12 protein-coding genes and 1 pseudogene are annotated in these 14,143 nt (G+C 57.8%); 9 read left to right on the top strand and 4 right to left on the bottom strand.

Annotated elements, in window-relative coordinates; genetic code table 11:
* Complete coding sequence (locus O5O48_RS14580) at positions 1-774, top strand: SDR family NAD(P)-dependent oxidoreductase (protein ID WP_269687393.1); 774 nt, start codon at positions 1-3, stop codon at positions 772-774.
* 35 nt (positions 775-809) lie between these two features.
* Here O5O48_RS14580 and O5O48_RS14575 read toward each other — a convergent pair whose 3' ends face one another.
* Positions 810-2,222, bottom strand: coding sequence for an alanine/glycine:cation symporter family protein (locus O5O48_RS14575; protein ID WP_269687392.1), 1,413 nt, complete (start codon positions 2,220-2,222; stop codon positions 810-812).
* Between the two features lie 188 nt (positions 2,223-2,410).
* Here O5O48_RS14575 and O5O48_RS14570 point away from each other — a divergent pair, with 188 nt between their 5' ends.
* The 7 genes from O5O48_RS14570 to O5O48_RS14540 all read left to right on the top strand — a co-directional run bounded on the left by O5O48_RS14570 (position 2,411) and on the right by O5O48_RS14540 (position 10,908).
* Positions 2,411-3,253 (top strand): metal-dependent hydrolase, encoded by an 843-nt coding sequence (locus O5O48_RS14570; RefSeq protein ID WP_269687391.1) that lies wholly within the window; start codon positions 2,411-2,413, stop codon positions 3,251-3,253.
* A 73-nt stretch (positions 3,254-3,326) separates the two neighbouring features.
* Positions 3,327-4,451, top strand: coding sequence for an NAD(P) transhydrogenase subunit alpha (locus tag O5O48_RS14565; protein ID WP_088274313.1), 1,125 nt, complete (start codon positions 3,327-3,329; stop codon positions 4,449-4,451).
* Positions 4,452-4,461: 10 nt separating this feature from the next.
* Positions 4,462-4,782 (top strand): NAD(P) transhydrogenase subunit alpha, encoded by a 321-nt coding sequence (locus O5O48_RS14560; protein ID WP_172409641.1) that lies wholly within the window; start codon positions 4,462-4,464, stop codon positions 4,780-4,782.
* 7 nt (positions 4,783-4,789) lie between these two features.
* On the top strand, positions 4,790-6,217 hold the full coding sequence (locus O5O48_RS14555) for an NAD(P)(+) transhydrogenase (Re/Si-specific) subunit beta (RefSeq protein ID WP_088274312.1): 1,428 nt from the start codon (positions 4,790-4,792) through the stop codon (positions 6,215-6,217).
* A 471-nt stretch (positions 6,218-6,688) separates the two neighbouring features.
* Complete coding sequence (locus O5O48_RS14550) at positions 6,689-7,468, top strand: dienelactone hydrolase family protein (RefSeq protein WP_269687390.1); 780 nt, start codon at positions 6,689-6,691, stop codon at positions 7,466-7,468.
* 198 nt (positions 7,469-7,666) lie between these two features.
* Complete coding sequence (locus O5O48_RS14545; protein WP_269687389.1) at positions 7,667-9,016, top strand: hypothetical protein; 1,350 nt, start codon at positions 7,667-7,669, stop codon at positions 9,014-9,016.
* A 104-nt stretch (positions 9,017-9,120) separates the two neighbouring features.
* Positions 9,121-10,908: an ABCB family ABC transporter ATP-binding protein/permease gene (locus tag O5O48_RS14540; protein ID WP_269687388.1), complete on the top strand. Its 1,788-nt coding sequence runs from the start codon at positions 9,121-9,123 to the stop codon at positions 10,906-10,908.
* 283 nt (positions 10,909-11,191) lie between these two features.
* On the opposite strand, the gene O5O48_RS14535 is transcribed toward O5O48_RS14540, so the two are convergent.
* Positions 11,192-11,647: a hypothetical protein gene (locus tag O5O48_RS14535; protein ID WP_269687387.1), complete on the bottom strand. Its 456-nt coding sequence runs from the start codon at positions 11,645-11,647 to the stop codon at positions 11,192-11,194.
* 613 nt (positions 11,648-12,260) lie between these two features.
* Here O5O48_RS14535 and O5O48_RS14530 point away from each other — a divergent pair.
* Positions 12,261-12,662 (top strand): nuclear transport factor 2 family protein, encoded by a 402-nt coding sequence (locus O5O48_RS14530; RefSeq protein WP_269687386.1) that lies wholly within the window; start codon positions 12,261-12,263, stop codon positions 12,660-12,662.
* Between the two features lie 44 nt (positions 12,663-12,706).
* On the opposite strand, the pseudogene O5O48_RS14525 reads toward O5O48_RS14530, so the two are convergent.
* Both O5O48_RS14525 and O5O48_RS14520 read right to left on the bottom strand, forming a co-directional pair.
* A pseudogene (locus O5O48_RS14525) lies at positions 12,707-13,525 on the bottom strand (MFS transporter); the annotation flags it as partial.
* A 181-nt stretch (positions 13,526-13,706) separates the two neighbouring features.
* Positions 13,707-14,135, bottom strand: coding sequence for a universal stress protein (locus tag O5O48_RS14520; protein ID WP_088274306.1), 429 nt, complete (start codon positions 14,133-14,135; stop codon positions 13,707-13,709).
* Positions 14,136-14,143: the final 8 nt, after the last annotated feature.

The raw sequence follows: 14,143 nt of genomic DNA, 5'->3' as shown, positions 1-14,143 counted from the left end.
ATGACGGACCTCCGGGGCCGCGTGGCTCTGGTCACCGGCGCCGGCAGTGCTGACGGTATCGGTTTCGCTATCGCACGCATGTTTCATGATGCGGGAGCGACGGTTGTGTTGACCTCGACGACCAACCGCATTTTTCAGCGGCAGAACGAGCTGGATCCGGAGCGGTTGCGGAGTTTGGCGGTGGTGGCTGATCTGACTCACCCGGAGCAGGCAGCGGAGTTGGTTGAACAGGTCATGGAGCGCTTTGGGCGCATTGATATTCTGGTTAACAACGCCGGCATGTCGCAGTCGGGGATTGAGGAGCCGATTGGTGATCTGTTTCACCGGATGGCATTTCAGCACTGGCAACGCGAGATAGATCTGAACCTGAATACCTGCGTACATGTCAGCCAGCCGGTCCTCAGACACATGCTGGCTGCCGGTTTTGGTCGGGTGATCAATATTGCCTCGGTGACCGGGCCACTGGTGACCTTTCCGGGTACCGCCGGCTACAGTGCTGCCAAATCGGCGATGGTCGGCCTGACCCGCTCGATTGCACACGAGGTGGCCGGGCAGGGGATCACGGTCAATGCCATCGCACCTGGCTGGATTCATACCCCCTCAAGCCTGCCTGCCGAACTGGAAGCGGGGCGTCATACACCCATCGGGCGACCCGGGCGGCCGGACGAAGTCGCACGGGTGGCGTTGTTCCTTGCCAGTGAGGGCTGCAGCTACATGACCGGTCAGATGCTGGTGGTGGACGGCGGTAATTCACTGCAGGAAATAAAAGGCTGAACCAGGGCTCGAGTCCGCTCGAGCCCTGGTTGTGCTCAAGACCAGATATCGTGGTCGATCTTGTGTTTCAGTTCCGGATACTCTTCTGCCTTGAAGTGCGGCACCAGACCTTCCTTGCGCTGGGCAAGGTAATCCTTGGTCAGCTTGGCAACGGTGCCTGATAGCAACACGATGCCGATCAGGTTAATAGTCGCCATCAACCCCATGGAGGCATCGGCGGCATTGAATACCGTGCCTACCGCCTGATATGCACCCCAGACGACCATCGCCAGCGCTGCACAGCGCAGTGAAAACATGCCCAACTTGCCGCCAAGCCCCAGATAGATCATCGCATTCTCGGCATAGGAATAGTTGGCGATGATCGAGGTGAAGGCAAAGAACAGGATCGCAAACGCGATAAAGTAGCGACCGGCATCGCCGATATGGCTTTCCATTGCGAGCTGGGTCAGTTGCGTGCCGGTCACGCCATTGCCCGGTTCCAATACGCCTGACAACAGAATCATGACCGCAGTGGCGGTACAGATGACGAGGGTGTCAATGAATACCCCGGTCGCCTGCACGAAGCCCTGTGAGGACGGGTGGTGCGGTGTGGGTGTGGCAGTTGCAGCCACATTCGGCGCCGATCCCATCCCTGCCTCATTGGAAAACAGGCCACGCTTGATGCCGTTGAGCATTGCTGCCGTGACGGAACCGGCGACACCGCTGGCCGCCTCTTCGAGGCCAAAGGCGCTCTTCACGATAGTCGCCAGCACCCCCGGGACGTCGCTGTAGTTCATGGCAAGCACCACCAACGCCATCAGTACGTAAACAGCCGCCATGAAGGGCACCACGAATTCCGCGAAGCGGGCGATGGACCGCAGGCCGCCAAAAATCACCAGGGCCGCGACCGCGGCGACAGCGATACCGACCATCAGCTTGTTGAAGCCGAAGGCGCCCTCCATCGCATCAGCAATAGAGTTGGCCTGAACGGCATTGAACACCAGGCCGAAGGAAAGGATCAGACAAACGGAAAAAATGCTGCCGGCCCATGGCGCTTTAAGTCCCTTTGCCAGATAGAAAGCCGGCCCCCCGCGATATTGCCCTTCACCGTCACGGACCTTGTAGAGCTGGGCCAGGGTACTTTCTGCGTAAGCGGTAGCCATGCCCACCAGTGCAACCATCCACATCCAGAAAATGGCTCCGGCTCCACCGAGATAGAGAGCTACCGCCACGCCAGCGATATTGCCGGTGCCAACCCGCGATGCAAGGCTGGTACACAGTGCCTGAAACGGTGAGATACCGGACTTGTCACTCTCACGAGCACCGAGCAGAGAGCGAACCATCTCGCCAAAGTGCAGAAACTGCAAGGCACCCAGACGTATGGTGAAAAAGACACCAACGGCGAGCAGGCCGTAGATCAGAATGTAACCCCAGAAAATCGTGTTGAGCCCGTCTATCAACGCATTCATGACGTCCCCCGCTGTCGGTTGGCATGCGTGCAGAAACAGAATGTTACGTCTTACTGTAGCGTCTTGGCCGCTCATCGCCAGTTGAAAATGAGTGTTGTCAAATCGTCCGAATGGGTCGAAGATAGCCCGATCACGTTGATGTTGATGCAAAACCGATAACAACAATGCAGCGCATTAAGAGGTGAGCCATGACTGCCGTTACTCCGGATGATTTGACGATCAGCCCTCGTCGTATCGAATTCGAACTCCCTGATCCTCTGCCGCGGTACTGGCATGGCGGCGACCCATTCAAAACCCATTTCTTCAATGCCATGTCGTTGCTGTTTCCTGATGGCGAACGCTTTTTTATCGACTCGGTGCGCTACTTCCGCGACCGCGTTAAGGACCCCAGGCAGCAGCAATTGATAAAGGGTTTTATCGGTCAGGAAGGGCATCACAGCCGTGAACACATCGAATACAACCGCCGCCTTGAGGCGCAGGGATATGACGTTACTGCGCTGACCGAGCCGGTGCGACGCCGTATCCGCTATGCCAACGCCCACTTTTCCCCTGAACGCCGGCTCGCGGCCACGGTTGCCATGGAACACTTCACTGCCATCATGGCGGACGCGGTGTTGCGTGAAATGCGCTGGTTTGACGGCGCTATTGAGCCGATGCGGCAGGTCTGGCGGTGGCACGCCCTGGAGGAAACCGAGCACAAGGCGGTCGCATTTGATCTCTACATGCAGGTATCCGGTGACCGGGCCCAACTGCGCAGGGCCATGCGCTTGTCGACGTTCTTCTTCCTGCGTGATGTGACTCGAGGTGTCTGGCATATGATGCGCCGCGACGGGCGACTCACCGATGTGGGCAGCTGGTATCGGGGCATGCGCTGGTTATGGGGCCGTAACGGTTTCTTTTCAGGGCTCTGGTCGGCCTACCGGGACTTCTATCGTGAGGACTTTCATCCCTGGCAGCATGACAATTACCGGCTGATGCAAGAGACTCAGCATGAGTTTGATGCGATCAATATGCTTGGAACAAAGCCCTGAATCGTCTCGGTACTGATGCGCTTTCTGCTGCAAACTGTTGTATGCTTCGCGGGATTTTTTCCCAGGAGTGACCATGGCTATCAGTTTGTATGTTGCTAAAGAAACCCGGCGCCACGAAAAACGTGTCGCGCTGGTGCCTGCGGTCGTTGCCAAGTTGCAGAAGCTTGGCATCGAGCCTTGTGTCGAACCCGGTGCTGGTTTGCTGGCCCGGATTCCCGACAATGACTTCACTCAGGCCGGTGCGGCCGTGGCCCCGGCTCCGGCCGAGACCCGGCTGTTCTTCCGAGTGCAGCCACCGTCGCTGGAAGACATTCAGGAAATGCCGGAAGGCTCCATTCTGTGCTGCTTCATCTATGCACAGCGCGAGCCCGAAATCGTAAAAGCACTGCGTGACAAGCGTATTACCTGCTTTGCGATGGAGCTGATTCCGCGTATTACTCGCGCCCAGGCAATGGACGCGCTGTCTTCCCAGGCTGCTCTGGCTGGCTACTACGCTGCGCTGATGGCTGGTACTCACCTGCACCGGATTCTGCCGATGATGACCACAGCGGTGGGCTCCCTGCGTCCGGCCAAGATTCTGGTCATGGGGGCTGGTGTGGCCGGCCTCCAGGCGCTGGCAACCGCCAAGCGCCTCGGTGCGATGATCGAAGGCTACGACGTACGTCCTGAAGTCCGTGAACAGGTACAGTCGGTTGGCGGCAAGTTCGTCGACACCGGTGTATCTGCGGTAGGCGAGGGCGGTTACGCCCGTGAGCTGACGGCTGAAGAGCAGAAACAGGTCAATGATGTGCTGACCCGTCACGTTCAGCAGGCCGATGCAATCATCACCACTGCGTCCATCCCCGGCAAGCCAAGCCCCAAGATTCTGACCGAAGAGCAGATCATGGGCATGAAGAGCGGCTCGGTGATCATCGACCTGGCGGCAGAAGGCGGTGGCAACACCCCGCTGACTCAGCCTGGTGACACTGTGGAAGTTGGTCCGGTAACCATCGTTGCACCACTGAACATCGCCAGTCACCTCGCTGAGCACGCCTCTGAGCTCTACTCCCGTAACCTGCTGGCTCTGGTTGGCCTGATGGTCAAGGACGGCGAGTTGTCGCTGGATTGGGAAGATGAGGTGCTGGCTCGCTCGGTACTGACCCACGACGGTGAAATCCGCAATGACGCAGCGCGCGCCGCTGTCGAACAGCTGGCCTGAGGACGGTTTGATGGAAATGACAACTACCATTACAGGCTTCGTTGCCCTGTATATCTTTTTGCTGGCCGCGTTTACCGGCTACGAAATCATCGGCCGGGTTCCGGCCATTCTGCACACCCCGCTGATGTCCGGCTCCAACTTCATCCACGGTATCGTGGTGGTGGGTGCCATGTGGGCCCTGCTGAACGCAGGCTCCACCCTTGAGCAGGTGATCGGTTTTGTTGGTGTTCTGCTGGGCGCAGGCAACGCGGCGGGTGGCTATGTGGTCACCGAGCGGATGCTTGAAATGTTCAAGCCGACCAATAAAGCCTCTGGTGCGGACAAGGAGTAAGTAGACCATGTTCAGTACGTTTTTGATTGACGCGGCCTACTTTGTCGCAGCATTTCTGTTTCTGTACGGCCTCAAGCGCATGGCCAGCCCGGTTACCGCGCGTTCGGGTATCGTTGTCGCCGGTGGCGGCATGGTGCTGGCGGTTGCTGCCGCCTTCCTGTACGGCTTTGACGTCAGCGCACGCGCCGAGCCGTACCTGACCACCAACGTGATCCTGCTGGTAATTGCGCTGGGTCTGGGTATCGGCTGGGCGTGGATCAGTGGCAAGCGTGTTGCCATGACCGATATGCCGCAGATGGTTGCCCTCTATAACGGCATGGGTGGCGGTGCTGCTGCCGCGATTGCTGCCACCGAGCTGCTGTCCGGCAACGCGCTGGCGCACGGCCCGGTTGTGACCGTGCTGGCGATCCTGGGTGGTCTGATCGGTGCAGTTGCACTGTCCGGCTCGCTGATTGCCTGGGCCAAGCTCGATGGCCGCATGAACAAGGCCTGGCGCCTGCCCAAGCACCAGTACGTCAACGCTGCGCTGCTGTGTGGTGCGCTGTTCATCGGTGCGGTTGTCACCGTCATGGCGGTTGTGGGGGCTGAAGAAACGCCGATTCTGCTGATTTTGGTGTTCTTTGCCGTTGCGCTGGCACTGGGCGTGCTGCTGACCACCCCGATCGGTGGTGCAGACATGCCGGTCGTGATCTCCCTGTACAACGCCTTCACCGGTCTGGCGGTTGCCTTTGAAGGGTTTGTACTGCAAAACCCGGCGATGATCATTGCCGGTACTGTGGTAGGTTCCGCTGGTACGCTGCTGACTCTGATGATGGCCAAGGCGATGAACCGCCAGGTCAGCAACATCATCTTCAGTGACTTCGGTGGTGAAGACGATGGCTCAGACGGCGAAATCCAGGGCACCATGAAGGCCTGTGACGCATCGGATGCGGCGATTTCCATGTTCTATGCGAACAAGGTCATTATCGTACCGGGTTACGGTCTGGCGGTTGCCCAGGCGCAACACAAGCTGTACGAATTCGTGAAACTGCTGCAGAAGCAGGGCGTTGAAGTGAGCTTCGCGATTCACCCGGTTGCCGGCCGTATGCCGGGTCACATGAACGTACTGCTGGCTGAAGCCGGTGTACCGTACGACATCATTCATGACCTGGAAGACATCAACGAAGAGTTTGCACAGGCCGATGTTGCCATCGTTCTGGGTGCCAACGACGTCGTCAACCCGGCCGCGCGTACCCGCAAGTCCAGCCCGATCTACGGCATGCCGATCCTCAACGTGGATCAGGCGCGTCAGGCCTACGTGGTCAAGCGTGGTCAGGGCAAGGGCTACTCCGGTGTCGAGAACGAACTGTTCTTCCTCGACAACACCTCGATGGTGTATGGCGATGCCCAGAAGGTGATGGTGCAGATGATCGAAGCGGTCAAGTCGCTCGGTTAATCGACTCCTATGCGGTAAGCGAAGCCCCTGTTCGAAAGAACAGGGGCTTTTTTGTGATTGTGCGAACCGGACAAGAAATGCCTCATGATTCGTGCCAAATGCTCCAATGATGAAGTGTGCACCGGGGTTCGTCCCGTTTACGCGGGCGAGTAGCGCAGGGTTGGCAGGAAACAGGACGGCAGCCTGTCTGAGGCTCGCAGAGCCGAGTTCTGCCGGCCCCTGCCAAGCCGAGCAACGCAGCGTACCCGCAGGGCCGCGTAGCCGGGTGCCCGGGGGGATCGCCAAGGGGGGCTGGGCAAGCAGCCCCCCTTGGCTCGCCGTGGAGGCGAAATACTGACTCGGCAACAGCACGTCGATGCAATGGAAAACCGCAGGGGCGGTTCGCACAGAAATTCCGCAAAGAACCTTTTCTGCGCCTGCGTGCGGAGTATGCTGAGCTATCTTGTTATACCAATGACCCAGGAGGCAGGAATGAAACGAACGCTGACAACGCTGGTGTTGAGCGGTCTGGCCGGTATGGCGCAGGCGGATATCACCGTGCAGACGGTGCTTTACGAAATCGACGGCCAGCCCTATGAAGGGTTGCTGGTCTTTGATGAGGCGGTCACCACGCCGCGCCCGGGGGTGCTGATGGTGCCCAACTGGATGGGGGTCACCGAGGCCGCGGCCGAGAAGGCGGCCAAGGTGGCCGGTTCTGAATATGTGGTGTTTGTAGCAGACATGTATGGCCGTGATATCCGTCCGCAGAATGCGGACGAAGCGGCTGCTGCGGCCACCACGGTCCGCAACGATCGGCCGATGATGCGGGCGCGAGCCAATGCCGCCCTGGACGTACTGCGTGCCCAACAGGGGGCGGTCCCGCTGGATATTGATAATCTGGCGGCCATCGGCTTCTGTTTTGGCGGCGGAACGGTACTTGAGCTTGCGCGTTCCGGTACGGAAATTCGCGGCGTCGTCTCCTTCCACGGTAACCTGGATACCCCCAACCCTGATGACGCCAAGGCTATTCGCATGCCGGTTCTGGTTCTTCACGGTGCGGACGATCCCTTCGTGCCGGATCAGCAGGTTGCCGATTTCAGTGCGGAAATGCGTGCTGCCAATGTTGACTGGCAGTTGATCAGCTATGGTGGTGCTGTCCATTCGTTCAGCGACCCCTACGCGGCGATGCCGGGGAAGGCTGAGTACAATCCGGTTGTTGCCAAGCGTGCTTTCTCGGCCATGAAGCAATTCTTTGCTGAGGTGATGGACTGAAACGGGCAGCAGCGGAGTGCGTTCGCTACCGCTGCTGCTGTGTCTGGTTGGCGGATAAGCTGCGGCACGTTCGCTTCATCGACAACAGTGATGGTGACACCTTGGTCACCCGCCAGCCGCTCTGGCTGGCATAATCAGAGCAGGCCCACCGTCGGGTGAGCCAAATAAGAAGAACAATCAACAATACTGGAGATGGGTATGTCGCAACCTGAACAACCTGGTTGGCGCTGGGGGCCGTTTACCTTCCGCTTGCCGTTCTATCACTCCAAGCTGTGCTGGCCGGAGTTCTTTCAGGGCCTGCTGATCGCAGCCGCAACAGGCCTGTCGCTGGTCCCGCTGATGACCGGCTTTTTCGGTCTGAGCTTCGAAGAGGCCGTCGCCGTCTCGCTTATTCATTCGATTCTGATCACCTCGTCGATCATCGTCTTCGGCGAACCTTACGCACCGGGCTGGATTACGCCGGCCCTGCCGCTGGTACTTGCCTTTGTGCTTGGTGGCTACGAAACCCCGGATGAGCGCTTCCAGGCGATGACTGCATTATCTCTGGATTTTGCGCTGTTGCTGTTTTTGCTGGGTATCACCGGGCTTGGCAAACGTTTCATGCTCTGGCTACCCGACACGCTGAAAGCGGGGATCATCCTTGGTGCCGCTATCGCTGCGCTGAAAAGGGTGTTGGTCGATGACGCTGATCGTTTTCTGCTGCAACAGCCGATCGCAACGACCATCGCCTGCGCGGTTTGCCTGATCTTTGCTTTCAGCCTGCCCATGGCCAAACTGAAAGAAAAATACCGTTTCTTCGCGCTGCTTGGCGCACTCGGCCTGCTGCCCGGCTTTGTGCTGGCGGGCATTATCGGCCCGATGGTGGGTGAGGTGAGCTACGACATTCAGTGGGGCATCCTGATTCCGCCGCTGGGCGATGCCTGGGCCAAAGTGTCGCCGTTTGCCATTGGCTGGCCAAGCATGGAGATGTTCATTCAGGGGATGCCGCTGGCCCTGATCACCTACGTGATCCTGTTCGGCGATCTGGTGACCGGTAACGAAGTCATTCGTGAAGGCCTGCAAAATCGCCAGGATGAGCACATCGACATCAACCCGACCCGCTCGCACATCTCGCTGGCCATTCGTAACGCGCTTATGGGGATCAGCGCGCCGTTCTTCCCGACCCAGGGGGCACTGTGGACCGGCGTGCACGTGATCATCATGCAGCGCTGGAAACAGGGCAAGGAAGCGATGGGCAGCTTGCACAGCGGTCTGGCGTCCTATTACCTGATGGGTCTTCCGATCCTGTTCTTCCTGCTGCCGCTGCTGACCGGGCTGAAGCCGCTGCTTGGGATTGCGCTGTCGCTGACGCTGGTATTGACCGGGTTTGCCTGCGCCTATATCGCCATGGCGATTCCCAAGAACAACACCTCCCGCGGCGCGGTGGTGTTGATCGGTGCCGCACTGGCGTTCTTCGAGCCCTGGATAGGCCTGCTGATCGGTATCGCAACCACATTGCTGCTGGTCGGCTGGGACCGTAACCCGGACCCGATTCCGCACGAGGACTGAGCGCAGCTACGCCGCCCTACATGCGGTACACTTCTAGGGCCTGAACGCGTTTGCGCTCAGGCCCTTTGTGTTTTCAGCCATTCCTTTTTCTGCCGAGAGTTGCAGTGCGCCCACGTTCCGACAGCCAGTACGCCGGTGGCCCGGTCAACTGGCGCATCATCTTTGATCTGTTGCCCTATCTGCGCGAGTTTCGTGGGCGGGTGGTGTTGGCCATGCTCTGCATGCTGGTTGCCAAGCTGGCCGGCGTAGCGGTGCCCTGGTTGCTCAAACTGATTGTTGATCACTTTGAAAACGCCGCTGACGCACTGGTACTGGTGCCTGCAGCGTTATTGCTGTTCTACGGTGTGCTGCGTTTCTCGTCGGTATTTTTCGGTGAGCTGCGCGATGCGGTCTTTGCCCGCGTTGCCGAGCGGGCGATGCGGCGCATCTCACTGCAGGTGTTTCAGCATCTGCACCGGCTTGACCTCGGTTTTCATCTGTCGCGGCGCACCGGCGGTCTGGCCCGTGACATCGAACGAGGTACGTCAGGCATCAGCTTTCTGTTGCGTTTTATGGTGTTCAACATTCTGCCAACGCTGATCGAGATTGGCCTGATCAGTGTGATTCTGCTCGCCAACTTCAGCGCGGTGTACGCGGCGGCCGTGCTGGTGGCGGTGCTGCTGTATGGCAGTTTCTCCATCTGGTGCACCGAGTGGCGCAACCGCTTCGTGCGCGAAAGCAATCAGATGGACAACCGCTCCAATACCCGCGCCATCGATAGCCTGCTGAATTTCGAAACGGTCAAATACTTCGGCAACGAGGCGTTTGAAGCCAGCGAGTACGACCGCAACCTGCAGGACTGGGAAGCGGCTCGGATGAAGAACCGCCTGTCGCTGGTGGCACTCAACTCGGGGCAGGCGCTGATTATCGCGGGGGCTGTCACCTTGATGATGGTGCTGGCGGCGCGCGAGGTCAGCGCCGGCAGCATGACCGTTGGTGAGCTGGTGATGATCAATGCCTACATGATTCAGCTGTTCATTCCGCTCAACTTCCTCGGTTTCGTCTACCGTGAGATCCGCGAGGCATTGACCAACATCGAGCGGCTGTTCACGCTGCTGCGCGCGCCGCTCAAGGTATTGGACGCTGACAATGCCAAGGCGCTGCAACTGCATGGAGCATCAGTTCGGTTTCATGATGTGCACTATCGCTACGATCAGGGGCGTGAGGTGCTGAAAGGCATTACTCTCGATATCCCGGCGGGACAGACCCTGGCGATTGTCGGTGCCAGCGGTGCGGGTAAATCCACGCTGGCGCGGCTGCTGTTCCGTTTCTACGACGTAGACAGCGGCAGCATCAGCATCGACGGTCAGGACATTCGCAGCGTGACCCAGGATAGTCTGCGCCGCGCCATCGGCGTGGTACCGCAGGATACGGTGTTGTTCAACGCCAGTATTGGTTACAACGTTGCTTATGGGGCACCCGGCGCCAGTGAGGATGAGATCTGGCGGGTGCTGGAGTTGGCGCAGTTGGATACCTTCGTGCGCAGCCTGCCGCAGAAACTGGATACCCCGGTGGGTGAACGTGGCCTGAAGCTCTCCGGCGGCGAAAAGCAGCGTATTGCCATCGCACGCGTACTGCTCAAGAACCCACCGATCCTGATTCTGGATGAAGCCACGGCATCGCTCGATACCCACGCTGAACGCCGCATTCTCGACGCCCTCAACCTGGTTGCCGAGCGTCGTACCACCTTGGCCATCGCCCACCGTCTCTCGACGATCGTCCACGCCGACAACATTGCAGTGATTGACCAGGGCGAGGTAGTGGAGCAGGGCACCCACGCCCAACTGCTGGTCAGGCAGGGTGCCTACGCACGGCTGTGGGCGGATCAGCAACGGGAGAGCGCAACTGCCTAGCCTACGATTGTGGAGTGTCATGTCATCGTAGTGGTCAGATAACTGGCCGATCTCTTAGTTCGTGTCGCCTAGATGATTCTGATATGTCGGTAAGTTAAATGGTTTGATATTTCCCATACCGGAATTAGAAGAAAAAAACATCTGGGTAGCGCATGCTTGGTCGATGGTCGGTTATACCCTCTCACCGTCACCGTCACCGTCACCGTCACTGATCGGTTTCATGCGCCACCTGGATTTTTTTTGATTTCATCTTGCTGGTATGAGCAGTCAAGACAGGGCATGGCTAGTTTTTAACAAAAAGTGATGGCTGAACATTATATTTTGAGGTGCTGGCAAAATCGCGATGATTTCGTCTGGCTGCGTCCAGACTGTAATAGACAGGGCAGTTGCTCCACAGCTGCGCTCTGCTGATTCCAAACTGTCCCTCCAGGTGACGAACAAATTCCGACTCCAGTGATGATGTGCTCTCATCTCTGGCCACAAAAAACACATCTGTCATATAGCGCCGTGGCGGAGAAGTTAAAACATTAATCTCATCTGCAATGCAGTAAATATATTTTAGGTCCTCTGCATGTGTGTAGGCGTTTATGGTGCTGGTAAAAACAAATACTAGTATGGCGAGCGCAGTTTTTTTCATCATGTAACCTGATCTTTTTTGGGGGTTTTGGGGGAGCGGCGTATCAGTTGAACCCGGGAGATACATATATGCTTCTTCTGGGAATGTTGGCGCCTGTTCCATTGTTACTTGGTGTATTGGAGCCGCTAGTTATTCTTTGCTCGCGTAATGTGTAATGAGTGGATACCTCGCAGTACCATAGCTCTTCCATTTCATCGTCGATTGACTCGCAGTCGCAGGACTGCGTATTTTGATAGGAAACATTGTTAGGAACCCGCATTCTGGAGTTACTTCTGGCTTCGCTGCAGGCTTCTGCTCGGGATTCCGCTTCTGCGGCCCCAATACTCACCGCAGCTTCAATTGAGGCAAACGGCGCCAAGGTTATAAAAAGGACGAATAGTCGTGAACAGCTACGAATCATGTGTCATTCCCTTGAGATGGTTTTGGCGACAGAGTTAGTTGAGATTAGCGTTAACTGGCCATCAGCCCAATAACTCAAAAAGACTAACCCTCGTGATTTGGCAACCAGCGTCAACTGTGCTGGCTGAGACGGGAAGAATGATGTTTAAGTCCAGCTGACTATCTTGTTTACGGCTTGCTATCCGCTACTGAAGGGCAAATAACTGCCTTTCACGTCAAATCCGTTACCTTCCAATTCACCACCTGAATCTCCCTTGCCGCTGCTCGACAAAGCGGCCAACAATAGGCTTCACGCGGATAACAACAAGGAGGAGCAATGAGCAGTGTAATCGAGCGGTGGCATAAGGTTGTCGAGGCACAGGACCCGAGCGGGCTGGCGGATCTGCTGGCTGATGAGGTGGTGTTTCATTCGCCGGTGGTGCATACCCCGCAGGTTGGCAAGCCGATCACAACGCTGTATCTCTCCGCGGCGTTCAAGACATTGAACGAGCCCGGGCATTTCCGGTATTTGCGTGAAGTCGTTGATGGCAACAACGCGGTACTGGAATTTCAGACCGAGATTGACGGCATTACCATCAATGGCATCGACATGATCCAGTGGAATGACGAAGGCAAGATCGTTGACTTCAAGGTCATGGTCCGCCCACTTAAGGCGGTCAATGCGATTCACGCAGCCATGGGTCGCATGCTTGACGCGATCAAGCCCGTCAAAGCCTGATATGCCATGGACAAGGCCGCCGGGGATCCTGGTCGGCCTTGGTTGCCGCGCCTTGTGCTCCACGGTCCGCCAACTGGCCGCATCAGGCTGCCGACCATCACGCAGGCCGCTGTGTAATAACCGGCGCGAACTGGATCAAGGTCGTATTCGTCGCTGAAGTACCCGGGTAGCGCACTGGCCAGGCCGATGAAGCCGCCGAAGGTGATGCTGTAGAAGAACATGAACCAGGCGCTGTCCGTATTGCGCAGTGCACGTGCGTAGTCCGCAAGCGCGGCTGGCGGCGGGCGATCAGGCGCATTGCGTGCCAGCAGCAAGAACACAAGCAGGGTGATACTCAGCGGGATAAGCGCCAGCCCGAACACGTTCTGCCAACCGAACAGATAGGCCAGGCCCGGCGCAAACAGGGCGGCCAGAACGGTTCCCGAGTTGCCGGCACCGGCTATGCCCAGGGCTGTTCCCTGATGCTCGGGCGGATACCACTGTGACGCCAGCGGAAGGGCAACGGCAAAGGACGCGCCCGCAAAGCCTAGACCCAACCCCAGCAGCAGCGTTTGTTCGTAGCTGTCGATACCAAGCAGCCAGGCGATCGACAGCGAGAGTATGACGATCAACTGGCCGATGACACCTGCCAGTTTCGGCGACAGGCGGTCCGCCAAAAAGCCAAGCAGCAGCCGCAGGAGCGCGCCGGATAGAATCGGTGTGGCAACCATGATGCTCCGTTGCTGCGCGTCAAGCGCCAGATCGGTAGCGATTTGCACCGCCATTGGACCCAGCAGGTACCAGACCATAAAGCTGATATCAAAATATAGAAACGCCGAAATTAGCGTGGGGGTGTGGCCTGATTTCCAGAACGAGGTACTCATTCGATAGTCCTGTCGGTACTGCTAAGCGCTTTTAACTGTCTGTTGGCTGGTGTTCACACAGGCAAAAGCGCCTTTGCCAAGCCATCGCAATTGCGAGCCGGCAAAAACGCTATGTTGGAGGCTGGCAGCCCATATCGCACCGCAATATCGACGCAGATTCTGTGCCAAATGGGCTGGAGTATTAGCGGATAATCATCACGGACCGTTTTGACTGTTGCACGACGCGCAGCGCGTTGGTGCCAAGCAGGTAGTCTTCAAGCCGTTTACGCTTGTGAGACGCCATCACGATCAAATCAACATCCAGCTTGCGCGCGACCCGGAGGATAGCCTCATAAGCTTTGCCGTCGGCGACGATGCGCTGCACTTTGACGCCTTTGGGCACGTGCTCGGCAACAAAGGCCTTAAGCCCGTCACTGATGGTTTTTTTGGCCTGTTCAGCAAATTCGCGCGGAAAGAAGCCGCCGACCAGAGGCATGCCGAAGTCGGGAACAACGGTCACGATGTGCAAGGATGCCTGATAGGTCTGGCACAGGTTCAGAGCGGTTGGCAGCGCCTTTTCCCATGATTGCTTGTGGTTGAGGTCGATGGGCAACAGTATCTTGTCGTACATGATCATTT

Source organism: Halopseudomonas sp. MFKK-1, from assembly GCF_027474385.1.
GTDB classification, from domain to species: Bacteria; Pseudomonadota; Gammaproteobacteria; order Pseudomonadales; family Pseudomonadaceae; genus Halopseudomonas; species Halopseudomonas aestusnigri.
The sequence above is the reverse complement of the archived record's forward strand: the minus strand, read 5'-3'. Positions and strand labels throughout refer to the sequence as shown.